This is a genomic window from Salmonella sp. SJTUF14076, from assembly GCF_015534835.1.
Lineage (GTDB): Bacteria > Pseudomonadota > Gammaproteobacteria > Enterobacterales > Enterobacteriaceae > Salmonella > Salmonella enterica.
In genome coordinates this window covers 3,952,529-3,974,855 of the sequence record NZ_CP064674.1, presented here as the reverse complement: position 1 = coordinate 3,974,855, position 22,327 = coordinate 3,952,529, and the positions used below count along the sequence as shown (strand labels likewise).

Annotated in this window: 21 protein-coding genes; 10 read left to right on the top strand and 11 right to left on the bottom strand. The window is 51.8% G+C overall.

The genetic code is table 11. From position 1 onward, the window contains the following. The first annotated feature begins 1 nt into the window (after nt 1). Nucleotides 2-1,384, top strand: coding sequence for a DNA repair protein RadA (radA, locus tag HU143_RS19210; RefSeq protein WP_001029710.1), 1,383 nt, complete (start codon nt 2-4; stop codon nt 1,382-1,384). 140 nt (nt 1,385-1,524) lie between these two features. After that, complete coding sequence (nadR, locus tag HU143_RS19205) at nt 1,525-2,757, top strand: multifunctional transcriptional regulator/nicotinamide-nucleotide adenylyltransferase/ribosylnicotinamide kinase NadR (protein WP_001532645.1); 1,233 nt, start codon at nt 1,525-1,527, stop codon at nt 2,755-2,757. Nucleotides 2,758-2,874: 117 nt separating this feature from the next. On the opposite strand, the gene ettA is transcribed toward nadR, so the two are convergent. Beyond that, a complete protein-coding gene (gene ettA, locus HU143_RS19200; protein ID WP_000046770.1) occupies nt 2,875-4,542 on the bottom strand; it encodes an energy-dependent translational throttle protein EttA in 1,668 nt (555 codons plus the stop codon). A gap of 208 nt (nt 4,543-4,750) precedes the next feature. On the opposite strand from ettA, the gene sltY reads away from it, so the two are divergent. Both sltY and trpR read left to right on the top strand, forming a co-directional pair. Continuing rightward, nucleotides 4,751-6,688: a murein transglycosylase gene (gene sltY, locus HU143_RS19195; protein ID WP_000373272.1), complete on the top strand. Its 1,938-nt coding sequence runs from the start codon at nt 4,751-4,753 to the stop codon at nt 6,686-6,688. Between the two features lie 57 nt (nt 6,689-6,745). Next, entirely contained in the window at nt 6,746-7,072 is a 327-nt protein-coding gene (gene trpR / locus HU143_RS19190; protein ID WP_000192005.1) for a trp operon repressor, read from the top strand. 101 nt (nt 7,073-7,173) lie between these two features. On the opposite strand, the gene yjjX is transcribed toward trpR, so the two are convergent. Further along, nucleotides 7,174-7,689 (bottom strand): inosine/xanthosine triphosphatase, encoded by a 516-nt coding sequence (gene yjjX, locus HU143_RS19185; RefSeq protein WP_023226894.1) that lies wholly within the window; start codon nt 7,687-7,689, stop codon nt 7,174-7,176. 48 nt (nt 7,690-7,737) lie between these two features. On the opposite strand from yjjX, the gene gpmB reads away from it, so the two are divergent. Then, entirely contained in the window at nt 7,738-8,385 is a 648-nt protein-coding gene (gpmB, locus tag HU143_RS19180; protein ID WP_000942363.1) for a 2,3-diphosphoglycerate-dependent phosphoglycerate mutase GpmB, read from the top strand. On the opposite strand, the gene robA is transcribed toward gpmB, so the two are convergent. Then, entirely contained in the window at nt 8,382-9,251 is an 870-nt protein-coding gene (gene robA, locus HU143_RS19175) for an MDR efflux pump AcrAB transcriptional activator RobA (RefSeq protein WP_000371685.1), read from the bottom strand. The two genes, gpmB and robA, sit on opposite strands and share 4 nt — an antisense overlap. Nucleotides 9,252-9,462: 211 nt before the next feature. Here robA and creA point away from each other — a divergent pair, with 211 nt between their 5' ends. The 4 genes from creA to creD are packed head-to-tail and all read left to right on the top strand — an operon-like array spanning nt 9,463 to nt 13,469. Next, the gene (gene creA / locus HU143_RS19170; protein ID WP_000875811.1) at nt 9,463-9,936 is read left to right on the top strand and encodes a protein CreA; all 474 of its coding nucleotides are present in this window, start codon (nt 9,463-9,465) and stop codon (nt 9,934-9,936) included. Nucleotides 9,937-9,948: 12 nt separating this feature from the next. Beyond that, nucleotides 9,949-10,638, top strand: a complete 690-nt coding sequence (creB, locus tag HU143_RS19165; protein WP_023226893.1) for a two-component system response regulator CreB — start codon at nt 9,949-9,951, stop codon at nt 10,636-10,638. Then, nucleotides 10,638-12,062 (top strand): two-component system sensor histidine kinase CreC, encoded by a 1,425-nt coding sequence (gene creC / locus HU143_RS19160; RefSeq protein ID WP_001219537.1) that lies wholly within the window; start codon nt 10,638-10,640, stop codon nt 12,060-12,062. The genes creB and creC overlap by 1 nt, the downstream gene beginning before the upstream one ends. A gap of 57 nt (nt 12,063-12,119) precedes the next feature. Next, nucleotides 12,120-13,469, top strand: a complete 1,350-nt coding sequence (creD, locus tag HU143_RS19155; RefSeq protein ID WP_023226892.1) for a cell envelope integrity protein CreD — start codon at nt 12,120-12,122, stop codon at nt 13,467-13,469. Nucleotides 13,470-13,526: 57 nt separating this feature from the next. Here creD and sthE read toward each other — a convergent pair whose 3' ends face one another. The 8 genes from sthE to arcA form a co-directional block, all read right to left on the bottom strand. After that, a complete protein-coding gene (gene sthE, locus HU143_RS19150; protein WP_021001129.1) occupies nt 13,527-14,612 on the bottom strand; it encodes a fimbrial major subunit SthE in 1,086 nt (361 codons plus the stop codon). A gap of 40 nt (nt 14,613-14,652) precedes the next feature. Beyond that, the gene (locus tag HU143_RS19145; protein WP_001056980.1) at nt 14,653-15,210 is read right to left on the bottom strand and encodes a fimbrial protein; all 558 of its coding nucleotides are present in this window, start codon (nt 15,208-15,210) and stop codon (nt 14,653-14,655) included. Between the two features lie 17 nt (nt 15,211-15,227). Next, nucleotides 15,228-17,765 carry a fimbrial outer membrane usher protein gene (locus HU143_RS19140; protein WP_001160706.1) on the bottom strand — a complete coding sequence of 846 codons (2,538 nt, stop codon included), beginning with the start codon at nt 17,763-17,765 and terminating at the stop codon, nt 15,228-15,230. A 45-nt stretch (nt 17,766-17,810) separates the two neighbouring features. Continuing rightward, a complete protein-coding gene (gene sthA / locus HU143_RS19135; RefSeq protein WP_000680522.1) occupies nt 17,811-18,494 on the bottom strand; it encodes a fimbrial biogenesis chaperone SthA in 684 nt (227 codons plus the stop codon). A 70-nt stretch (nt 18,495-18,564) separates the two neighbouring features. Beyond that, nucleotides 18,565-19,110, bottom strand: a complete 546-nt coding sequence (locus HU143_RS19130; protein WP_023226891.1) for a fimbrial protein — start codon at nt 19,108-19,110, stop codon at nt 18,565-18,567. Nucleotides 19,111-19,448: 338 nt separating this feature from the next. Beyond that, complete coding sequence (locus tag HU143_RS19125; protein WP_000811637.1) at nt 19,449-20,120, bottom strand: winged helix-turn-helix transcriptional regulator; 672 nt, start codon at nt 20,118-20,120, stop codon at nt 19,449-19,451. A gap of 384 nt (nt 20,121-20,504) precedes the next feature. Next, nucleotides 20,505-20,819, bottom strand: a complete 315-nt coding sequence (locus HU143_RS19120) for a hypothetical protein (RefSeq protein ID WP_000749515.1) — start codon at nt 20,817-20,819, stop codon at nt 20,505-20,507. Nucleotides 20,820-21,085: 266 nt separating this feature from the next. After that, entirely contained in the window at nt 21,086-21,802 is a 717-nt protein-coding gene (arcA, locus tag HU143_RS19115) for a two-component system response regulator ArcA (RefSeq protein WP_001194359.1), read from the bottom strand. A 95-nt stretch (nt 21,803-21,897) separates the two neighbouring features. Between arcA and yjjY the strand changes: the two genes are divergently transcribed. Further along, nucleotides 21,898-22,038 (top strand): protein YjjY, encoded by a 141-nt coding sequence (gene yjjY, locus HU143_RS19110; RefSeq protein ID WP_001541509.1) that lies wholly within the window; start codon nt 21,898-21,900, stop codon nt 22,036-22,038. Nucleotides 22,039-22,327 lie beyond the last annotated feature (289 nt).

Below are 22,327 nucleotides of genomic sequence, written 5' to 3'. Positions count from 1 at the left end.
CGTGGCAAAAGCTCCCAAACGCGCCTTTGTTTGTAATGAATGTGGTGCCGATTACCCACGCTGGCAGGGGCAGTGCAGCGCCTGTCATGCCTGGAACACCATTACTGAGGTGCGCCTTGCCGCGTCGCCGACGGTGGCGCGTAACGAACGTCTGAGCGGATACGCCGGCAGTGCGGGCGTATCAAAAGTGCAGAAACTGTCTGACATCAGTCTTGAGGAACTGCCGCGCTTTTCTACCGGTTTTAAAGAGTTTGACCGCGTGCTGGGCGGCGGGGTGGTACCCGGCAGCGCCATTTTGATTGGCGGTAATCCTGGCGCGGGCAAATCGACGTTGCTGCTGCAAACGCTGTGCAAGCTCGCCGAGCAGATGAAAACGCTGTACGTCACCGGCGAAGAGTCGCTACAGCAGGTGGCGATGCGCGCGCACCGTCTCGGCCTGCCGACCGCTAATCTGAATATGCTCTCCGAAACCAGCATCGAGCAGATCTGCCTGATTGCCGAAGAAGAACAGCCGAAACTGATGGTGATCGACTCCATACAGGTGATGCATATGGCGGACATCCAGTCGTCGCCGGGCAGCGTCGCCCAGGTCCGCGAAACGGCAGCCTACCTGACGCGCTTCGCCAAAACGCGCGGCGTGGCGATCGTGATGGTCGGCCACGTCACCAAAGACGGGTCGCTGGCGGGGCCGAAAGTGCTGGAACACTGTATCGATTGCTCAGTATTGCTCGACGGCGACGCCGATTCTCGTTTCCGCACGCTGCGCAGCCACAAAAACCGCTTTGGCGCAGTCAATGAGCTGGGCGTCTTCGCCATGACCGAACAGGGGTTGCGCGAAGTGAGCAATCCGTCCGCCATCTTTTTAAGCCGCGGCGATGAGGTCACTTCCGGCAGTTCAGTGATGGTCGTCTGGGAAGGCACGCGACCGTTGCTGGTGGAGATTCAGGCGCTGGTCGATCACTCGATGATGGCGAACCCCAGACGCGTGGCGGTCGGTCTGGAACAAAACCGTCTGGCAATCCTGCTGGCGGTGCTACACCGACACGGCGGTCTGCAAATGTCGGATCAGGACGTCTTCGTTAACGTGGTCGGCGGAGTGAAAGTCACCGAAACCAGCGCGGATCTGGCTTTACTGCTGGCGATGGTCTCCAGCCTGCGTGACAGGCCGTTGCCGCAGGATCTGGTGGTGTTTGGCGAAGTGGGGCTGGCAGGCGAGATTCGTCCGGTGCCGAGCGGGCAGGAGCGTATTTCCGAGGCGGCGAAACACGGTTTTCGTCGGGCGATTGTGCCTGCCGCCAACGTACCGAAAAAGCCGCCGGAAGGAATGCAGGTGTTCGGTGTTAAAAAGCTCGCAGATGCGTTAAGCGTGTTTGACGACTTATAATTCTCTGTATGTAGTGATGTTGTATAATTTGCCGGATGGCGATGCAATGCGTCTTATCCGGCCTACGGATTGATGTTGTAGGCCTGATAAGCGAAGCGCTATCAGGCAGTGTTATGCGATTTTTCCAGCAGGAGGCTCTTGTGTCATCGTTCGACTATCTCAAAACCGCGATTAAGCAGCAAGGTTGCACTCTGCAACAGGTGGCTGACGCCAGCGGTATGACCAAGGGGTATCTGAGTCAGTTACTTAACGCCAAAATCAAAAGCCCCAGCGCGCAAAAACTGGAGGCGCTACACCGTTTTCTCGGGCTGGAGTTTCCCCGCCGACAGAAAAACATTGGCGTGGTGTTCGGTAAATTTTATCCATTGCATACCGGACACATCTACTTGATCCAGCGCGCCTGTAGCCAGGTGGATGAGTTGCACATCATTATGGGATATGACGATACGCGCGACCGCGGACTGTTTGAGGATAGCGCCATGTCGCAGCAGCCCACCGTGTCGGATCGCCTGCGCTGGTTATTGCAAACCTTCAAATACCAAAAAAATATTCGCATCCACGCCTTTAATGAAGAGGGGATGGAGCCTTATCCGCATGGCTGGGACGTCTGGAGCAACGGCATTAAAGCGTTTATGGCAGAGAAGGGAATACAGCCGAGCTGGATCTACACTTCCGAAGAGGCTGATGCGCCGCAGTACCTTGAGCATTTAGGGATTGAGACGGTGCTGGTCGATCCTGAACGCACGTTTATGAATATCAGCGGGGCGCAAATCCGCGAAAATCCGTTTCGTTACTGGGAATATATTCCTACCGAAGTGAAGCCGTTTTTCGTGCGTACCGTCGCGATTCTGGGCGGGGAATCAAGCGGCAAGTCTACGCTGGTCAATAAGCTCGCCAATATTTTTAATACCACCAGCGCCTGGGAATATGGCCGCGACTATGTTTTTTCGCATCTGGGCGGCGATGAGATGGCGTTACAGTATTCCGACTACGATAAAATTGCGCTGGGCCATGCGCAATATATTGATTTCGCAGTGAAATATGCGAATAAAGTGGCGTTTATCGATACCGATTTCGTCACCACCCAGGCATTTTGCAAAAAATACGAAGGGCGCGAGCATCCCTTTGTCCAGGCGCTGATCGACGAGTATCGCTTCGACCTGGTGATTTTGCTGGAGAATAATACGCCGTGGATAGCTGACGGACTGCGAAGCCTGGGCAGTTCAGTGGATCGCAAAGCGTTCCAGAACCTGCTGGTCGAGATGCTGAAAGAAAACAACATTGAGTTCGTTCACGTTAAAGAGGCTGATTACGATGGCCGCTTTTTGCGCTGTGTGGAACTGGTGAAAGAGATGATGGGCGAGCAGGGATAAGAACCAATGCCTGATGCGACGCTTACCGTGTCTTATCAGGCCTACAGTTTCACAACGTATTGGAATCGCTGGGTTTGTAGGCCGGGTAAGCGCAAGCGCCACCCGGCATTCAGACGTTTATTTGGCAATACGCTTGTACTTGATACGCTTCGGCTCCAGCGCCTCAGCGCCCAGCGTGCGTTTCTTGTACTCTTCGTATTCGGTAAAGTTGCCTTCGAAGAATTCCACCTTACCTTCATCCTGATAATCCAGAATGTGGGTGGCGATACGGTCAAGGAACCAACGGTCGTGCGAGATAACCATCGCGCAGCCAGGGAACTCCAGCAGGGCGTTTTCCAGCGCGCGCAGGGTTTCGATATCCAGGTCGTTTGTCGGTTCGTCGAGCAGCAGGACGTTGCCGCCCACCTGCAGCAGCTTCGCCAGATGCAAACGACCACGCTCACCGCCGGACAGTTCGCCAACGCGTTTGCCCTGATCGACGCCTTTGAAGTTGAAGCGGCCTACATAGGCGCGGCTTGGCATTTCGGTATTGCCGATCTTCATGATATCCAGCCCGCCGGACACTTCTTCCCAGACGGTTTTGCTGTTGTCCATCGCGTCGCGGAACTGATCGACCGAGGCCAGCTTGACGGTTTCACCCAGCGTAATGGTGCCGCTATCAGGCTGCTCCTGACCGGACATCATGCGGAACAGGGTCGATTTACCCGCGCCGTTTGGCCCGATGATCCCGACGATAGCGCCTTTCGGTACCGAGAAGCTCAGGTCGTCGATCAGTACGCGGTCGCCGTAGGATTTACGCAGGTTGCTGACTTCAATGACTTTGTCGCCCAGGCGCGGTCCTGGTGGAATAAACAGTTCGTTGGTTTCGTTACGTTTCTGATACTCAACGCTATTCAGTTCTTCAAAGCGAGCCAGACGCGCCTTACCTTTCGACTGACGGCCTTTCGCGCCCTGACGCACCCACTCCAGCTCTTTCTCAATGGATTTACGGCGCGCCGCTTCGGCAGACGCTTCCTGCGCCAGACGCTGATCTTTCTGCTCCAGCCAGGAGGAGTAGTTGCCTTCCCACGGAATACCTTCGCCGCGGTCAAGTTCCAGAATCCAGCCGGCGACGTTATCGAGGAAGTAACGGTCGTGGGTAATCGCCACGACGGTACCTTCGAAGTCGTGCAGGAAACGTTCCAGCCACGCAACAGATTCGGCATCCAGGTGGTTGGTGGGTTCGTCGAGCAGCAGCATGTCCGGCTTTTCCAGCAACAGACGGCACAGCGCCACGCGACGGCGCTCGCCGCCGGACAGTTTTTCGACTTTGGCATCCCAGTCCGGCAGACGCAGAGCGTCAGCAGCGCGCTCAAGCTGCACGTTCAGATTATGACCGTCGTGCGCCTGGATAATCTCTTCAAGCCGGCCCTGCTCTGCGGCCAGCTTGTCGAAGTCGGCATCCGGATCGGCATACAGCGCGTACACTTCATCCAGACGTTTGAGGGCGTTAACCACTTCCGAAACGGCCTCTTCAATCGACTCGCGTACCGTGTGTTCCGGGTTTAGCTGAGGTTCCTGCGGCAGGTAGCCAATCTTAATACCGGGCTGTGGGCGCGCTTCGCCCTCGATATCTTTATCGAGACCCGCCATGATGCGCAGCAGGGTAGACTTACCGGCGCCGTTAAGGCCCAGCACGCCGATTTTGGCGCCAGGGAAGAAGCTCAGCGAGATGTTTTTCAGAATATGACGTTTCGGCGGAACCACTTTGCCGACACGATGCATGGTATAAACGAATTGAGCCACGTTGGACTTCGCCTCTATGTTTATCGTGATGGTGAATAGATTTCAAAGGCGAAGTGTAGCCTTTTTCCCTGCCTAAGCCCAGCCAGCAGATCGCACTCGCAATAAAAGTAAAAAAGTGTCCGTAACGTGGCGCAAATGGCTATGACTGGTTAGCATAAATTCATTACGCGGCATGATGCTGCATTAGATAACAATTGAGGAAGTGCTTGTGGATAGAGCCAAACCATTTGTCTGGCGTCTCGTCGCCGCCAGCGTATGCCTGCTGACCTTTTGTCACCTCGCGCGGGCCGACTCACTGGAAGAGCAGCGTAACCGCTATGCGCAGATTAAGCAGGCCTGGGACAACCGCCAGATGGATGTGGTAGAGCAGATGATGCCGGGTCTGAAAGATTATCCGCTCTACCCGTATCTGGAATACCGTAAGATCACCGACGATTTGATGAACCAACCGGCGATTGCTGTCACGCAGTTTGTGCGCGCCAATCCTACGCTTCCGCCTGCGCGTACGCTGCAATCACGCTTCGTCAATGAGCTGGCGCGTCGTGAAGACTGGCGCGGCTTGCTGGCGTTTAGCCCGGAGAAACCCGGCACCACGGAAGCGCAATGTAACTATTACTACGCGAAATGGAGCACCGGGCAAACGGAAGCGGCCTGGCAGGGCGCGAAAGACCTTTGGCTGACCGGCAAAAGTCAGCCGAATGCCTGCGATAAACTGTTCAGCGTCTGGCGGGCCTCCGGCAAGCAAGACCCGCTGGCGTACCTGGAACGTATTCGGCTGGCGATGAAAGCCGGAAATACGGGTCTGGTTACGGTGCTGGCCGGACAGATGCCGGCGGAATATCAAACGATCGCCTCAGCGATCATTACCCTCGCTAATGACCCTAATAACGTGTTGACCTTCGCACGCACCACCGGCGCCACCGATTTTACCCGCCAGATGGCGGAAGTCGCGTTTGCCAGCGTCGCCCGCCAGGACGCGGAAAATGCGCGTCTGATGATCCCCTCGCTGGTACAGGCGCAGAAACTTAATGAGGAACAAACGCAGGCGCTGCGCGATATCGTTGCCTGGCGACTGATGGGCAACGATGTGACCGATGCGCAGGCGAAATGGCGCGATGACGCGATTATGCGCTCGCAATCGACGTCGCTTATCGAGCGGCGCGTGCGTATGGCGCTGGGGATGGGCGATCGTCGCGGTCTCAATACCTGGCTTGCCCGACTGCCGATGGAGGCGAAAGAGAAAGACGAGTGGCGTTACTGGCAGGCGGATTTATTGCTGGAGCGCGGTCGTGACGCCGAAGCGAAAGAGATCCTTCATGCTTTAATGCAGAAGCGCGGTTTTTATCCGATGGTCGCAGCGCAGCGTTTAGGCGAAGAGTACACGCTTAAAATCGATAAAGCGCCCGCCAACGTAAACAGCGCGTTGACGCAGGGGCCGGAGATGGCGCGTGTACGGGAGCTGATGTACTGGAACCTGGATAACACGGCGCGCAGCGAATGGGCGAATCTGGTAAAAAGCCGTAGTAAATCTGAACAGGCGCAGCTGGCGCGCTATGCGTTTAACCAGCACTGGTGGGATCTGAGCGTACAGGCGACGATCGCCGGAAAACTGTGGGATCATCTGGAGGAGCGTTTCCCGCTGGCGTATAACGATCTTTTTACCCGCTATACCCGCGGAAAAGATATCTCACAAAGCTATGCCATGGCGATTGCCCGCCAGGAGAGCGCCTGGAACCCGAAAGTAAAATCGCCGGTAGGGGCCAGCGGCTTAATGCAGATTATGCCGGGAACGGCCACCCATACGGTGAAAATGTTTTCGATTCCGGACTACCGCGGCCCCGGCCAACTGCTGGAGCCGGAGACCAACATCAATATTGGCACCAGCTATTTGCAGTATGTCTATCAGCAGTTTGGTAATAACCGTATTTTCGCATCGGCGGCGTATAACGCCGGGCCGGGGCGCGTGCGCACCTGGCTTGGCAATAGCGCCGGGCGTATCGATGCCGTAGCGTTTGTCGAAAGCATTCCCTTTTCGGAAACGCGCGGCTACGTGAAAAACGTTCTGGCCTATGACGCTTACTATCGCCACTTTATGGGGCAGAAAGAGGCCTTAATGAGCGACTCTGAGTGGCAGCGACGGTATTAATGCTGACGGGTTATGTTATCATTTGTACTCGTGTAACAGTACAAACGGCGGCATAACATGACCCAGCATTCCCCTTATTCATCGGCTATCGCCGAACAACGTAATCAGGAGTGGCTTCGTTTTGTGGAGTTACTCCGTCAGGCATATGCAGAGGATCTGCATCTGCCTTTATTACAACTGATGCTTACGCCGGACGAGCGTGAAGCGCTGGGAACGCGCGTGCGCATTATTGAGGAGTTGCTGCGTGGCGAAATGAGCCAGCGCGAGTTGAAAACCGAGCTGGGGGCGGGCATCGCCACCATCACGCGCGGGTCAAACAGCCTGAAATCCGCGCCGGTTGAACTGCGTCATTGGCTTGAGCAGATACTGCTGAAAAGCGCCTGATTTGCTCGTAGGCCGGATAAGGCGAAGCGGCCATCCGGCAATATCGCCGCGAAATGCCTGATTGCGCTGTGCTTATCAGGCCTACAACATAGCGCAAATAATTATCGATACACCGCGTTATGAAACGGGCTTAACGCCAGGATTACCGCCTGGTGGTAAACGCTGGAGCGCGTTAATTTTCCGGCGGTAAATACGCCAATGGCGCCCTCTTTGCGGCCAATCTCGTCAATACCTGTGTACTGCGACATCACTGGGCCAAGCGCTTCTCCCTGGCGGACTCTGTCGAGAATGACGGCGGGCAGCGGCAGCGTGGCCGATCGCGCTTCACCGCGCTGAACGCCGTTATCAATCACCACCCAACTGAAGGTGGCGTCATCGTCAATTCCGGCTTCAATGGCTACCCAGAAATCAGCTTGTGGATGCAGGAGTCGCGCATTACCCACGCGATTTCGTGCGCCAGCACGCGTTTCCTCGCTTCCGAAGGGCTGCTCCGGTACGCCGCTCTCGACGGCGACGGGCGTAATATGGCACGATCCTTCGCCGAAAATCTCTTCAAATGCCTTTAGAATTGCCTGAATTTTGGCAGGATTGGTGGTCGCAGAGATAACCTGGTGCATAATTAAGCTCAGTTTTAAAAATTTATCGCAGTATAACGGAAAAAAAACATGTTACAGGTATACCTTGTTCGCCACGGTGAAACGCAGTGGAACGCCGAGCGACGTATTCAGGGCCAATCGGACAGTCCCCTGACGGCAAAAGGCGAGCAGCAGGCCATGCAGGTAGGAGAACGCGCCCGCAGCCTCGGCATCACCCATATCATCAGCAGCGATTTAGGCCGCACAAAACGCACGGCGGAGATTATCGCCCAGGCGTGCGGGTGTGATATCACCTTTGACTCCCGCCTGCGCGAGCTGGATATGGGCGTGCTGGAAAAGCGCCAGATCGATTCGCTGACGGAAGAAGAAGAGGGCTGGCGTCGTCAGTTGGTCAACGGCACGCAGGATGGCCGCATTCCTGGTGGGGAATCGATGCAGGAGTTGAGCGATCGCGTTCATGCCGCGCTGGCGTCCTGTCTGGAGCTACCGCAGGGCAGCCGACCTTTATTGGTCAGTCACGGTATCGCGTTGGGCTGTCTGGTCAGTACTATCCTGGGACTACCCGCCTGGGCGGAACGCCGGTTACGTTTGCGCAACTGCTCTATTTCCCGCATCGATTACCAGGAAAGTCAGTGGCTGGCGTCTGGGTGGGTGGTAGAAACCGCAGGGGACGTTTCGCATCTGGACGCCCCTGCATTGGATGAGCTACAGCGTTAACGACGAATCGGGATCAGAAATTCGCAGCGCAGGTTGATAGGGCGATCGCCGGTTTTGGTATCTTCTGACGGGTAGTATCGCTCTATATCCTGTCCTTTACGACGGGTCAGATTCAGCATTGGCATACAGGTGCCGTAAACGGTCAGGATAAAATCCTGCACGCCGGTTCCTAACCCTTCATAGGTGAACATGACGTATTCACCGCCCTGCAACAGCACAGGATGCGCCGACTGAACATAGCCATCGGCCTGCTCTTGCGGCAGTGCGGTGGTATAGAATACTTCCTGCTCATCGTCTTTCTCCATGCTGGGGCGCGTTTCATTAAGCCCATAAAGCACTGGCGGAATAGTTGGCGAATGACCGAGGAAATCATGCCAGAACTGCACGCGCATTTCGTGGCGGAAGTCGGAAATCTGTTCCAGCGAGCAGGAATAGCTCTGCGTGACGCCAAGGAGCGGCGTATCTTCCAGCGTAACGAACTGATGTTCCGGCACGGTAAACTCGCCCAGCCGTAATGGCGGGCGAATGCCAAAGGCGCTCCATTCCGAGGAGCGACGATACAGCGCTGGCGTCTGGGAAAACTGTTTCTTAAAGGCGCGCGTAAAGGTTTGCTGAGAATCGAAGCGGTACTGAAGAGCAATATCCAGAATTGGACGCGCGGTCAAACGCAGCGCTACTGCTGATTTCGATAAACGACGGGCGCGGATGTAAGCGCCAATGGCGTGGCCCGTCACGTCCTTAAACATTCTCTGCAGGTGCCACTTGGAATAGCCTGCTTTTGCCGCCACATTGTCAAGTGACAGCGGCTGATCCAGATGACCTTCCAGCCAGATTAACAGGTCGCGAATTATGCCAGCCTGATCCATAAAATATCCCCATCCTTTCAACAACGAGCACCCGATATCAGGTAAGAGGATAATAGCATTTTTTGTTCTTTTAGCATTCAGTGTTTTTTTTGAGCTTAAATGCTTTTTTTAGGCAACGTGACAGGTAATTATTCTAATCCTGTGATCTATAACCATTTTATTTTAGAATGTCTAATAATTACGCAATGTAACTTTTATGAATGGTAACAATATGAAATACAAGAGCTTAGTACTTTTCTCAATTTTGTTGCTGCTGGGGCAGAGCGCCCGCGCGGAACAAATTGGTTCAGTCGATACGGTATTTAAAATGTTCGGCCCTGACCATAAAATCGTGGTGGAAGCTTTTGACGATCCTGATGTCAAAAACGTGACGTGCTATGTTAGCCGGGCGAAAACGGGCGGCATAAAAGGCGGATTGGGGCTGGCGGAAGATACGTCTGACGCCGCCATCTCTTGTCAGCAGGTCGGGCCTATTGAACTGAGCGACAAAATTAAGAACGGCAAGGCGCAGGGAGAGGTAGTTTTCAAAAAACGCACCTCATTGATATTTAAGTCATTGCAGGTCGTGCGTTTCTATGATGAGAAACGCAACACGCTGGCGTATCTGGCCTACTCCGACAAAGTAGTCGACGGGTCGCCGAAGAACGCCATCAGCGCGGTGCCGGTCATGCCGTGGCGACAATAACAGGGAAAGAGTATGCAGCAACCGCAGGTCTGGTTAGTCGAGGATGAACAGGGAATCGCCGATACGCTCATCTACACCCTGCAACTGGAAGGGTTTACCGTTGAGCTATTCGCTCGCGGGCTGCCCGCGCTGGAAAAAGCGCGTCAGCAACGGCCGGATGCGGTGATTCTCGATGTGGGACTACCGGATATCAGCGGCTTTGAGCTGTGTCGGCAGTTGCTGGAACGCCATCCTGCGCTGCCGATTCTTTTCCTGACTGCCCGCAGCGATGAAGTGGATCGATTGCTTGGTCTGGAGATCGGCGCAGATGATTATGTCGCCAAGCCGTTCTCGCCGCGCGAAGTGAGCGCCCGCGTGCGCACGCTGCTGCGCCGGGTGAAAAAGTTTGCTGTGCCGTCGCCGGTGGTGCGTACCGGACATTTTGAACTCAATGAACCGGCGGCGCAGATCGCCTGGTTTGGGACGCCGCTCTCGCTGACGCGTTATGAGTTTCTGCTTCTTAAAACCCTGCTGCTGTCGCCGGAGCGCGTGTACTCGCGCCAGCAATTGATGGATATTGTCTGGTCTGATGCCCAGGAGACCTTCGATCGGACGGTCGATACACACATCAAAACCCTGCGCGCTAAGCTACGCGCGATCAACCCGGATCTCTCGCCAATTAACACGCATCGTGGAATGGGATACAGCCTGAGGAGCGTCTGATGCGCATCGGAATGCGTTTGCTGCTGGGCTACTTTCTTATTGTCGCCGTCGCCGCCGTGTTTGTGCTGTCTATCTTCGTTCAGGAGATAAAGCCGGGCGTCCGCCGCGCGACGGAAGGGACGCTGATTGACACCGCGACGCTGCTGGCGGCGCTGGCCCGCGACGATCTCCTTTCCGGCAACCCGACTGACGGCCAGTTGGCGAAAGCATTCGCCCAACTGCAACATCGCCCGTTTCGCGCCAATATCAGCGGGATCGTCAAAGTGCGCAATGAATACCATGTCTATATGACGGATGCGCAGGGGAAGGTGTTGTTTGATTCGGAAAACAAAGCGGTGGGACAGGATTATTCTCGCTGGAATGACGTCTGGCTTACGCTGCGCGGACAGTATGGCGCCCGCAGCACGGCAAAAGATTCTGCCGATCCCAATAGCACCGTGATGTACGTAGCCGCGCCGATAATCAGCGATGGACGGATTATCGGCGTCCTGACTGTCGGGAAACCGAATGCGGCAATGGCGCCGGTGATTAAGCGCAGCGAACGGCGCATTCTGTGGGCCAGCGCCGTTTTACTGGGAATTGCGCTGGCGATTGGCGCGGGGATGGTCTGGTGGATTAACCGCTCCATCGCCCGGTTGACGCGCTATGCGGATTCCGTCACCGAAAACCGCCCGCTTGCGTTACCTGCATTAGGCAGCAGCGAGCTGCGTAAACTGGCGCAGGCGCTGGAGAGTATGCGCATTAAGCTGGAAGGCAAGAATGAGATTGAGCAGTACGTGTATGCGTTGACTCATGAGCTGAAAAGTCCGCTGGCGGCGATACGCGGCGCGGCGGAGATTCTGCGTGAAGGACCGCCCGCGGATGTGGTTACCCGCTTTACAGAGAATATACTGGCGCAAAATACGCGAATGCAGGCGCTGGTAGAAACCCTGCTGCGCCAGGCGCGGCTGGAAAACCGACAGGATATCCCTCTCGCGCCGGTTGCTGTTGATGAGCTATTTACGCAGCTTAGCGAGGCGCGCAGTATTCAGTTGGCGGCAAAAAAGATCACGCTTACTCTACGGCCTTCCTCGCTGGTTGTCGTCGCCGACGCGGAGCTTCTGGCGCAGGCGTTGGGCAATGTGTTGGACAATGCCATCGACTTTACGCCTGAAAATGGCGTTATCACATTAAGCGCTCAGCCGATGGGGGAGAAAGCGATCCTGCAGGTGACGGATTCCGGCTGTGGTATTCCTGATTTTGCGCTGCCGCGCATTTTCGACCGATTCTATTCGTTGCCCCGTGAAAACGGGCGTAAAAGCAGCGGGCTTGGGCTGGCGTTTGTCAGCGAGGCGGCGCGGCTCCTCAACGGTGAGGTGACGTTGTGCAATCGTCCCGAAGGCGGCGTGCTGGCCTCGTTGACACTTCACCGTCACTTCACATAACTTCAAATTCTCCCCACATCGCGTTCTTACACTGCTGGCATTGCAAAGGAGAACGCTATGTTGAAATCCCCCCTGTTGTGGAAAATGATTACGTTAGGCGGCGCCATGATCCTGCTGTTAATTCCCCTGATGATGGTACGGCACACCATCGTGGAGCGTGCTGATTATCGAAGCCATGTGGAGAATGCTATTCGTCAGAGTACCAGCGGCCCACAAAAGGTTGTCGGCCCGCTGGTGGCGATTCCGGTGACAGAGCTTTATACCGTGCTGGAAGAGGAGAAAGAGGTCCAGTATAAGCGCAGCTATCTCTATTTTTGGCTGCCGGAGTCGCTATTGGTTGAAGGCAATCAAAACGTTGAAGCGCGAAAAATAGGTATTTATCAGGGGCAGGTGTGGCATACCGATATGGCGATAAAGGCGGAGTTTGATGTGGCCCGTCTGCATGAGCTGAACAGACCGAACATTACCCTTGGAAAGCCCTTTATCGTCGTGGGCGTCGGCGATGCGCGCGGTATCAGCGCAGTAAAAGCGCCGCAGGTGAATGGTGAAACGCTCACTGTAGAACCGGGGACCGGCTTACCGGAAAGTAGAGAGGGCATTCATATCCCGCTGCCGGACAGTCAGTGGGCGACGCGCAACCTGACGTTGGCGATGTCGCTAAATTTAAGCGGAACCGGCAGCTTTTCACTGGTTCCCGTCGGGCGTAGCAGTGAAATGACCCTGACCAGCAACTGGCCGCACCCAAATTTTGTGGGGGATTTTCTTCCCGGTAAACGCGAAATCAGCGGTTCAGGATTTCAGGCCCAGTGGCAAACCAGCCGGTTTGCCACGAATCTCGGCGAACAGTTTGCTGATGCGCAAAAGGTGGATTGGGACAACTTACCAGCGTTTAGCGTCGCTGTATCGACGCCAGCCGATCAGTATCAACTGACGGACAGAGCGACGAAATATGCCATTTTGTTGATTACGCTAACGTTTATGGCTTTCTTTGTCTTCGAAACCCTGACGGGGCAGCGGTTACACCCGATGCAGTATCTGCTGGTGGGGTTATCGCTGGTGATGTTCTACCTGCTATTGCTGGCACTGTCGGAACATATCGGTTTCACGCCAGCCTGGATCGCCGCCAGCCTGGTGGGCGCGTTGATGAATAGCGTTTATTTGCAGGCGGTGCTGAAAGGATGGCGCAATAGCGTGCTGTTTACGTTAGCGTTATTGGCGCTGGATGGCGTGATGTGGGGATTGCTGCGTTCGGAAGATAGCTCGTTGCTTCTGGGTACCGGCGTTCTGCTACTGGCGCTTGGCGGCGTGATGTTCCTGACGCGCCATCTGGACTGGTATTCGCTCTCTTGTCAGCAACGTAAGTCATTACCGCCAGTACAAGATGACGAATTACGTTTGTGGAAATAAATCTAACGGGCGCGCGCGTTAACGTTTTCCCGCGCAGCGCCAGAAAATGTGATGCCGTTAGTTATAGGTCAGGTTTAATGTTGCCGTGGCATTCGCTTGCCCGGCCGTTACCGTGGCGGCGGTTTTATAGTAGCGCGCGCTAATTTTCAGGGTGGTCGACATATTCATGGTTCCGCCGTTAACCGTCTGGCTGCCATCGGCATTGGTGGTAATCGTGTGAGTAAAGAGATCAATTTTTTGATTAATTGGCAAACTGTCGGTAAAGAAACCGGCGTCCGGCGCCTGAATACCCAACTGTACGCCAACGCCGGTTGCGCTGGTTGGCGCGCTCGCATTGCTCAACTGGATGACTGAATTATCAGGGTTATTTCCGCTGGCCGGTTGGGCGCTTAACGATGCGGAGATAGCGGTGCCTTGTTCGCAGGTCAATAAGATATCCTGCTCGCCTGTGCCCGCAGTTTGACTGTTAGCGAAACTGCCTAAATTGACGCTGCCTAAATCAACGGTGATGGCAGGTGTTTCTACCCGACATCCCATCGCTTTCATAATCAATTGCGTATTCCCCAAATACAGATGGGTCAGGATATCGCCGCCGGAGTCTTCCGTTGCGCTATCGCGAAAAGATACGCGCGCCAGTGGGCTTTGGAATGTCGCGGTACCGGAGGTGATCGGACCGCCTAAGGCGACCAGTTCAACATTGTAGGCGGGAGCCATCGCATGGTGTGTTTTATTGCCATCGCCATTATGGTAGGTATTATCGATTGGCATGACATTATCGTAAGGGCCAGCATTCGTTTGGGTTTTAATCGCAATGCCCACGCCGGAAATCCCGGTGCTAAATACCGGCGTGTTGTTCCCGTCATTCGCATTGATTGTCGCTGATGCATTTGACTGCGCGCTACCGGGTTCATATAAAAAACCGACCTTATAATCGCGACTACAGCCATCCATTGTGACTTCGGAGGTGGAAACCCAGCCCGATTGCCACAACACTTCGCCTGCGGTATAGGCGTGGCTATCCACCACAAGCTGCGACGGCGGGGTGATAGTGATCGCGCCTTCATTTCCGGAACGTTTACAGGAGGCGTAACCATGACCGGAATACGCGAACAGCAGAATAAGCGCCAGATATAACCTTCTCATGAAAAATTCCTGCTTTTATATCAGGTGAAATAGAAAGATGTTATTGCCATGCGATAGTGATCGTCACAACGGACGTGAAATCCCCTGCCGTGACTTTTCCATACGGGGTATACATCCTTGCGGCGACAGGCAAATTGGCTTCATGGGTATTACTGTTGATATCCACCGTGTAAGTGACGTTGTTGGCCAGATTGACCAGACTTTTACCGTCCAGGTTAAAAAGCTGTAATCCTAAATCCTGCGCCGGATTGGCCGCGCTGTTTGCATAAATCGCAGAAGCATAATTCGGATCGGGATAAGGTACGCCGTTAAATGAAATCGCGGCTTTTGTGGTCGTTGCCGGGCAATTCGTCATTTTTATGGTGAAAGGAATGGTGGCGGTATTGCCACCGGCCACGGCGATATCCGCCCGGGCATATTGTCCAAGAGAGATCGTGTCAGGTACCGTAACGGTACACGGATCGGCATAAATTAATCCCGTAACGTTAATGTCTACGGCATCTGCGGTATTGTATGCCGCGCTGATCGAGGGCGACCATAATGCCAGACCCGTAAACGTTAACAGGGCGGCTAATGCAGCAAATCTGTTCATATTCATCTTTTATCCCACCAGAATCACTGGCATTGCTCGTGTAAGATTTCTACGCCAGAAGCGGAGGGGGAGCTCGGTATACGATAAGAGACCTGACACTGGTCTGCTGCTGTTGGCCCCCACTTCACTAATAACCGCCCTTGTTTTTCCAGTCCGGTTAACCAGGCTTGCCCCGCATCACCAACAAAACTGCTGTGATTGTCTGGTTTTGTTAAAGACGAGACGGTCGCGCCAAAAGGAACAGGCAGATTGTTTATGCGGGTTAATACCATCAATGCCTTGTAACCAATATTGGTTTTATATTCAGCCCTGACCACCGCGCCACGGGTAGGCACCAGTGTTTTACTGGTATCAATGAGCTCAATATTTTTTCTAATGCCAGTCGTATCTAAAGACACTTCATTACGATGGTAAGGCGAAGCATAAGGTACGACGGCATACCCCCGAAAATCGGTGTCCACGCCCGTTTCGTTATTCACGGGGACACCCGCTGCGCCAGGGGCTTTAACCAATATGATGGTGTCGTCCATTGGCTGGGATAGTGTCAGGCCATTTCGATGTAACAGTACGCCGCCCTGAACGCCATAATTCAGGCGACGCATATGATTATCGTAGCTATATCCGCCGTTAATATCCGCATACGTCCCGTTATAGGTTGCGCTCACATTACCGCTGGTGGCTTTCTCTTGAGAGGAATAACCTTCCTGAACGCTCCATGAGAGATTTTTCTGTGCCAGCGCTGTTCCGTTTAAACCGACAGTATGCGTGGTATCGCCGTCTTTCGCGGAGTTCATATTGTAGGTGGCATACGTTGACGGCATAAAGGCATCTAACGGAATACTAATATTGATTGAAATTTGCTGGTCATTACTGTCTTCCGTATCGTCGTCTTCATCCTGAGAATTATCGGCGTTCAGCGTATAAGAATAGTTAATGCCATAGCTTACGTTATGCCATGTGTTGTTATAGCCAATACCTAATGATGTGGTATGAGTGTCATTCCAGTAATCTTCATTATATAAAGTGAGTGAAATGGAACCGTAGATAATGTCTTGCGATAACGACAGGTCGGTGCGATTACGTACATGATCATAGTGACTATTATCGCTATAGGTATCCAGCACATCCTCAAGAGCGTAGTAATCTTTGGTCGAATAACGGTAGCCGGCGACAGTGAAATTGGTGCCTGTTGACTGAATATCTTTGCTGTAACGAATACGCCAGGATTGCCCGGTAAGCGTATCGCTAACCACATCGCCTGCTTTAATTTTTGACCATGAGTTGGTGACGTCTAAAGACAATGCGCCCAGATCGCCAAGGTTTAAGCCTGTCCCGATGAGCGCCGCATGATAAACATCATTGCTCAGCGTACTCTCTATTCCGCCATAGGCGGTTATGCCGCCTGCTAATCCGTATAAGGCCGTCAGTTCAGCGAAGTTCTGTTGCGCGGAATGCGTATCTGATGAACGCGTGCGGCCTACCGTCAGGTCGTATTTCAGGTGGCCTTCACGCTGTAATACCGGAACGCTGGCGTAGGGCACAATGAAATGCTGTTCAGAACCATCGGATTCTTTGATGGTGACGTACAGGTCGCCCGAACCGCCGGTTGGATAAAGATCGTTGATGGCGAATGGACCCGCCGGAACGTTAGTTTTGTAGATGGTATAACCGTTTTGTTCAACGGTTACCTGCGCGCTGCTTTTGGCCACCCCGCGAATGACCGGGGCGAACCCTTTCATACTGTCCGGCAACATATCGTCATCAGAAGAGATCTGTACGCCCTTAAATGAAATACTGTCAAAGACGTCCGCGGGCGTGTTATTTTCCCCGGCGATCAGCTGTCCTTTTAAAAATTCGATATCGCGAGAAACATAGGTGTAGGCAGAATCCCAGCTATTTTGCCCATCGCTATCATGATTCCAGGTTGAGTAGTTACGAAAACGCCATGCGCCAATGTTAATACCAGGGCGCAGGTTAGCGTATTCGCTATTTTCCGTCCGGTTTTCATCAATATCGTGATCCTGCGATCCGGTAAAACTGTAGTTCAGCAAAAAAGCATTAATGCCTTCATCCCATTCGCTGGTAGGGACGAATTCTCGCGGGTCGGCGATCAACGCGATTTGAGGGATCGCTAAATCCAGCCGGTTACCGATGACATTAAACTTTGCTACAGCGCCAGCCAGCAGACTAAGATCGGTACACCCGTTTGGGTCATTTTTAAGCTCGGGGAAGTTTTCTGTTTTTACGCCCCACTGCTTGAGTTGTTCAACGCTAAGACACGGCTGTAGGGAGAGCTTATTATCTGCTGATTTTTTATTTTTAAAGGCAATATTTTTTGTTTCAACACTGGTGTTATTAATATAAATATCAACATTATAGGTGCCTTCTGCCTGCCCCCCCTTTTCGAAAACCGATAGATCGACATTCTCCACGCCCGGTTCATCATTTTCCAACGATAATGGATTAAAATGATCATGCGCTAACGCTGGTTTTATGGAACAGCATATAAAGAGAAACGATAACGCTAATTGAGAACGGGGCTCTACTCTGGAGAATTGCACAGTAAAAGTCCTGAAAGGGTAAAAGTAAAATGAAGTCGTTAATGGCTAGAATGAACCGGAATGCGGCTCTAAACTCATCCCATAATCGCTGATTAATCGCCACGTTACCGTGCCATGAGGGGCGGCAGTAGAACCCAATTTAAATGACGCTGATGATTTTGGCGGAACGAAAGTCGCTGATTTCACTTCATGGCTGTTAAGCGTCACACTGGCAAAGTTCATATAATAGGGAGTGGGGTTATTTACGGTAATAACATCACCTGCCGTCTGCCATTTTAATTGTTGGCTCTGGCTATCAGGCGTCGATTTTGTTAATGCTGGCGGTCGATATATAAGCTTTATTTGGGTATTAATGGAGATTTCCACGCGGTTCGCGGAGGCATTATCATCAATAGAAGGAATACCCTTAATATTGAGCCAGTACATAGACTCCCGATCTGCAGGTAGGGGGGCGCCAGAGCGAATAACCCGAATACTGTTCTTTTGCCCGGCATCAAGGCGAAAAAGAGGCGGGGTGATAATAAACGCCTGCTTATTTGTGACCTGGGGATCGGCAACCGATAACCATGACTGAACAAGATTCGCTTTGCTGTCTTTATTCTCTACATTGATTGACGACTCATCATTATTGCCGTCGAAAACCAGTCGGGTTCCGCCAACAACAATGCTGGCATGGGCAACATGGCTTGTCAGTAATACGACCAACACGGATTTCTTTATGTGTTTCATTTTTTACTCTGTAAAGATGTTTTACGCTATGGACTGGCATCCTGCCTGTCCACATCAGGATGAGAATGCCTTACTGATACGAAACGGTATACGTAACCTGAGTGCTAACATCTCCACCGGTTACGGTTGCGGAACCATCGTTTGCCATGGCGGCGTAATAGGTAAAGTCTGCTGTCGAGCCGTCGGTTGGCAGGTTTACTGCGGCATCATCCGTGTTATCTGTTACATCGCTATGTGAAGCGTTCTGAATAGAAATACCGACACCCGCGGCGCCCGTTTCCGATCCTTCGTCCGCGTTTTTGAAGTACGTTGGGTTGGAATCATCTGTTGCGCCGTGGAAGCGGAACATGGCCTGGGTTGGTACGCCAGTCCCTGCTTCCGGGCAGCTAACCAGGCTTACGGTAAACGGCACGTAATCGGTTGTGGCGCCTTTTTCCGCGATGCGTTCTTTGCTGTAATTACCCAAATTAATGGTGGTATCCGTAGAGCCATTAACCTGAACCGTACACGCCTGATCGTAAATTTTGCCATTGAACGTAATCGTGTTCTGGGCAAATACCGGTGTGGATGCTACGGCAGTTAACATTGCCAGGATGATAATTTTCTTATTAAACATATTAATTGTTGCCTGATTCTATTCGCTGAAAAATAAAGATAGCTATATAAAATAAAATATTATATTTTACTCTGTATGCGCTTCTTTCTGTTCTGTAGATAAGCAGGCGGCTATTCTACGTATATCAACTATGAACTCAATAAAAATTCTGATGCAATATTGAACGGCAGTCCAGTTTCGGACCCGGTAACAAAGTTTAATAAAATACCACTAAAGAAGTATGGTTGATGACTGGATTTATAGAGCAAGATCTCTTTTTTGATAATAGTTATTATTTCCTGGAGGATTTATTTAACTCTATATTGCTTTATTTTTAAGAATATACGACGCTTGTCCGTTTAAAATGAAACCGGCAGGTTTCGAAGCTCTAACAGTCTTCCATGCAGTATTTTTATATAGTCCCCCGCTTTTAGTTCTGAAAGTACCTGCATGATACGGCTGCGTGAAAGCCCGGTTCTCTGCTGTATGAAGTTCTGTGCGTTGATCTCAAATCGTGAGCTTTCAGGATACGACCACAGTTCAAGTAACAGCGCTTTTATCTGGCTATAGGCGTCCTGCCCGATAAGGTTTCTGTCACGGTTAGTCATGAAAGCAATGCGGTACATCAGGATGTTCGAAATGTCACGCCAGAGATGCTTTTCATCAGCTATTTCCACAAAATCTTTTACTGGGACAGGATAATATTCACAGGTGGTTTCGGCGATAAAAAAGACGTCTGAATTCTCTTCTAACTGGTATAAGTCAGCATAGGCATCTACAAGGCCTAAAATCATTGGTGAGACACCGCAGCCCATTACAATGCTGTCGATACGCCGACATACTTTAATAGTGCCTTTAGTGATTAACAGGATGTGGGATTGATTATCAATCTTGATATCCAGTGTTTTACCGGCCGTAATAGTGACAGGGGAGATGTTTTGAATAACGTGCCGATGAATATTTAAAATGGCTTGCAGGTTTTTTTCTTTCCCTGTGGGACGATACACATTCCCGCCGTTTAACTGCTTCATATCTTCCCCATTATTATGGCTGATAAAGTGGTTGACTATTAAAAGGTAAACATAAATTTAATATTCACTTAAAATTATAATTAAGTAAATTAAAATAGCCAACAAGAATATTTAAGTCAATGTATTCACCTTATCAATACATGAGCGACAACGCTGTTTGTAAGGTTAACCATAGTAAATGTGATGATTTTATTTGCAATCATTTTATGACAGCTATCATAGGTACCGTGCTTAACGAGCGCGTAGAGCGTACAGGATAGCGAAGCGATGAACATCGCTGTTGGAGGATACGAATGAGAGAAAAGTACAAAATGCAGGCGGGCGGCGTTTTACTGAGCGAAATCGCCGCCTGCCGGAACTCCTCCCGGCGGGAGCCATAAGCGGTTAGCGGTACTGGACGATCAAACTTTGAATCTCCGGATGATCTTTTAACGACACGTGCCGTACCGTGGCGATTCCATTCATCAACGAAATAGCGTTTCCAGACGGTGTGGCGACTGTCTGCAAATGGGGGATATTATTCCGCAAACATGATACCTCGATATTGCGATCGTGAGGCGCAAGATTACAACCATATTCGACAATCTGGCCTTTGAAATGAATAACGCCTGCGGAGACCGGCGCGGTAGCAGCCAGCGCGGCTGATGAAGCTGACATCGCTGCACAAAACAGGTAGCAGCATAATGGTGATTTTTTCATCCTTTGAAACCTCACGTCCTGTGAGCATCCCCTTATTTTTTGGGGACTAACAAATCCCGTATATTACTCTTTAATGTAAATACACAAACTACCTTAACTTTCGCAAGCTGAGATAAACAGCGCTATACGACAATTTTTATGTAAAAGAGTACGTCATAACGGCAGGTCAGGAGGGAAAGCGAGGCCGCTTAGCAGAAGGGGGGCATAAGAAACAGCCAGTAAGAATAACTTACCGGCTGTTTTTACGGTTTGGCGCCTGGGCCGAATTAATCCTGCAGGTCGCCGCAGAAGCGATAACCTTCGCCGTGAATGGTGGCGATGATTTCCGGCGTATCCGGCGTGGATTCGAAATGCTTACGAATACGACGAATGGTAACGTCAACAGTACGGTCATGCGGCTTCAGCTCACGCCCGGTCATTTTCTTCAACAGCTCTGCGCGTGACTGAATTTTGCCAGGGTTTTCGCAGAAGTGAAGCATCGCGCGGAACTCGCTGCGCGGTAGTTTATACTGCTCGCCGTCCGGGCCGATCAGTGAACGACTGTTGATATCCAGTTCCCAACCGTTGAACTTGTAGCTTTCAACGCTACGACGCTCTTCGCTGACGGTACCCAAGTTCATGGTACGGGACAGCAGGTTGCGGGCACGGATGGTCAATTCGCGTGGGTTAAACGGTTTGGTGATGTAATCATCCGCGCCGATTTCGAGGCCGAGAATTTTGTCGACTTCGTTATCGCGGCCCGTCAGGAACATCAGCGCAACGTTAGCCTGTTCACGCAGTTCACGCGCTAACAGGAGACCGTTTTTCCCTGGCAGATTGATATCCATGATCACCAGGTTGATGTCATATTCAGAGAGGATCTGATGCATTTCCGCGCCATCTGTCGCTTCGAATACATCATAGCCTTCCGCTTCGAAAATACTTTTCAACGTGTTGCGTGTTACCAACTCGTCTTCAACGATAAGAATGTGCGGGGTCTGCATGTTTGCTACCTAAATTGCCAACTAAATCGAAACAGGAAGTACAAAAGTCCCTGACCTGCCTGATGCATGTCGCAAATTAACATGATCGGCGTAACATGACTAAAGTACGTAATTGCGTTCTTGATGCACTTTCCATCAACGTCAACAACATCATTAGCTTGGTCGTGGGTACTTTCCCTCTGGACCCGACAGTGTCAAAAACGGCTGTCATCCTAACCATTTTAACAGCAACATAACAGGCTAAGACGTACCGGACACCTAATAAAACTACGCTTCGTTGACATATATCAAGTTCAATTGTAGCACGTTAACAGTTTGATGAAATCATCGTAGCTAAATGCTAGCTTTCATCACAAATTTGCAATATTCCAACTAGTTACGTAAGCCAACTAATAAATGTGATGAATCCAAAGAACAGGATCTATTTTAAATTAAATTATCCTAAATAAACAGCAGGATAACGATGTTCTGTTAACATAAACAGCAATAGTACAGATACGCAATAGTGTAGCGTCTTTTACGAAA

Excerpts from the sequence above, each read along its gene's own strand:
- trpR (WP_000192005.1), top strand. The coding sequence starts at position 6,746 with ATGACCCAGCATTCCCCTTATTCATCGGCTATCGCCGAACAACGTAAT.
- yjjX (WP_023226894.1), bottom strand. The coding sequence starts at position 7,689 with ATGCACCAGGTTATCTCTGCGACCACCAATCCTGCCAAAATTCAGGCA.
- gpmB (WP_000942363.1), top strand. The coding sequence starts at position 7,738 with ATGTTACAGGTATACCTTGTTCGCCACGGTGAAACGCAGTGGAACGCC.
- robA (WP_000371685.1), bottom strand. The coding sequence starts at position 9,251 with ATGGATCAGGCTGGCATAATTCGCGACCTGTTAATCTGGCTGGAAGGT.
- creA (WP_000875811.1), top strand. The coding sequence starts at position 9,463 with ATGAAATACAAGAGCTTAGTACTTTTCTCAATTTTGTTGCTGCTGGGG.
- creB (WP_023226893.1), top strand. The coding sequence starts at position 9,949 with ATGCAGCAACCGCAGGTCTGGTTAGTCGAGGATGAACAGGGAATCGCC.
- creC (WP_001219537.1), top strand. The coding sequence starts at position 10,638 with ATGCGCATCGGAATGCGTTTGCTGCTGGGCTACTTTCTTATTGTCGCC.
- creD (WP_023226892.1), top strand. The coding sequence starts at position 12,120 with ATGTTGAAATCCCCCCTGTTGTGGAAAATGATTACGTTAGGCGGCGCC.
- sthE (WP_021001129.1), bottom strand. The coding sequence starts at position 14,612 with ATGAGAAGGTTATATCTGGCGCTTATTCTGCTGTTCGCGTATTCCGGT.
- HU143_RS19145 (WP_001056980.1), bottom strand. The coding sequence starts at position 15,210 with ATGAATATGAACAGATTTGCTGCATTAGCCGCCCTGTTAACGTTTACG.
- sthA (WP_000680522.1), bottom strand. The coding sequence starts at position 18,494 with ATGAAACACATAAAGAAATCCGTGTTGGTCGTATTACTGACAAGCCAT.
- HU143_RS19130 (WP_023226891.1), bottom strand. The coding sequence starts at position 19,110 with ATGTTTAATAAGAAAATTATCATCCTGGCAATGTTAACTGCCGTAGCA.
- HU143_RS19125 (WP_000811637.1), bottom strand. The coding sequence starts at position 20,120 with ATGAAGCAGTTAAACGGCGGGAATGTGTATCGTCCCACAGGGAAAGAA.
- HU143_RS19120 (WP_000749515.1), bottom strand. The coding sequence starts at position 20,819 with ATGAAAAAATCACCATTATGCTGCTACCTGTTTTGTGCAGCGATGTCA.
- arcA (WP_001194359.1), bottom strand. The coding sequence starts at position 21,802 with ATGCAGACCCCGCACATTCTTATCGTTGAAGACGAGTTGGTAACACGC.
- yjjY (WP_001541509.1), top strand. The coding sequence starts at position 21,898 with ATGACTAAAGTACGTAATTGCGTTCTTGATGCACTTTCCATCAACGTC.